The sequence below is a fragment of the Moraxella sp. genome (assembly GCF_024227015.1).
GTDB lineage: Bacteria > Pseudomonadota > Gammaproteobacteria > Pseudomonadales > Moraxellaceae > Moraxella.
Genome location: NZ_JAAELD010000121.1, coordinates 1 through 925 on the forward strand (window position 1 = coordinate 1; position 925 = coordinate 925).

2 protein-coding genes are annotated in these 925 nt (G+C 47.4%); both read left to right on the plus strand.

Going from position 1 to position 925, the window contains the following annotated elements:
* Positions 1 to 190 (plus strand): hypothetical protein (locus tag GY683_RS02505; protein WP_297287242.1); only part of this gene is annotated, 190 nt, incomplete at its 5' end.
* A gap of 28 nt (positions 191 to 218) precedes the next feature.
* On the plus strand, positions 219 to 925 hold a 707-nt coding region (locus tag GY683_RS02510; RefSeq protein ID WP_297287243.1), incomplete at its 3' end, for a membrane dipeptidase.

Here is a 925-nt window from a genome sequence, read left to right on the forward strand (position 1 = left end):
CGAAGTCGTGCATGCGGACAGCGGTGAACAGCTTATCGTTTTAGCCGAACAGGGATTTGAAATGAACAGACCCAGCAGTATTCGATCGGTTGTCACCTTGAGGGACGGGGCGATCAATCGCTTGCAAGTGGGCGGGGTTGCGACAAAAATTTTGGATGGCACACTATATCTACCGGACGGTGGTCATTAAAAAATAGCCATCGGGAGGGTGACACTGTATGAAATATTCGAAGCATCTTAGTGACATAGAGCAGATGTGTGCTCAGTCTTTTATATGGGACGCGCATGCAGGAATTTTCCCGGATCCCAAGATCAATCTTAATCTGCTAGATGCTTGGCGCGAAAATAGCGTTGACTATGTCAGCATCAATGTCGGTTTTGATGTAATGGATTGGCAACAAACCATCGCAACGCTTGCTGCGTATCGCAATTGGGTTTTGGCCAATGACGATCGCTTCATTCTTGTAAACAAGATAGATGATGTCGAAAACGCCAAAAAAGAAGGCAAGCTGGCTGTGTCATTTGACATAGAGGGCATGAATGCCCTAAATGGCGATATCAATATGATCGGCCTCTACCATCGACTGGGTGTTCGGCAGATGCTTTTTGCCTACAACCTCAATAATGAGGCCGCTGGCGGGTGTCATGATGATGATATCGGTTTGACTTCTTTTGGAAAAGCCATCGTGGAGGAAATGAACCGCATTGGTGTGGTGATCGACTGCTCACACACGAGCTTTAAAACCACGATGGATATCATGTCACACACATCAAAACCTGTGGTGTTCTCTCATTCCAATCCGAGCGCAATTTGGAAACACCAGCGCAACATCACTGACGAACAGATCAAGGCATGTGCAGAAACTGGCGGGGTTGTCGGCGTCAATGGAATGGGCATTTTCTTGGGGGACAACGACATTACCAC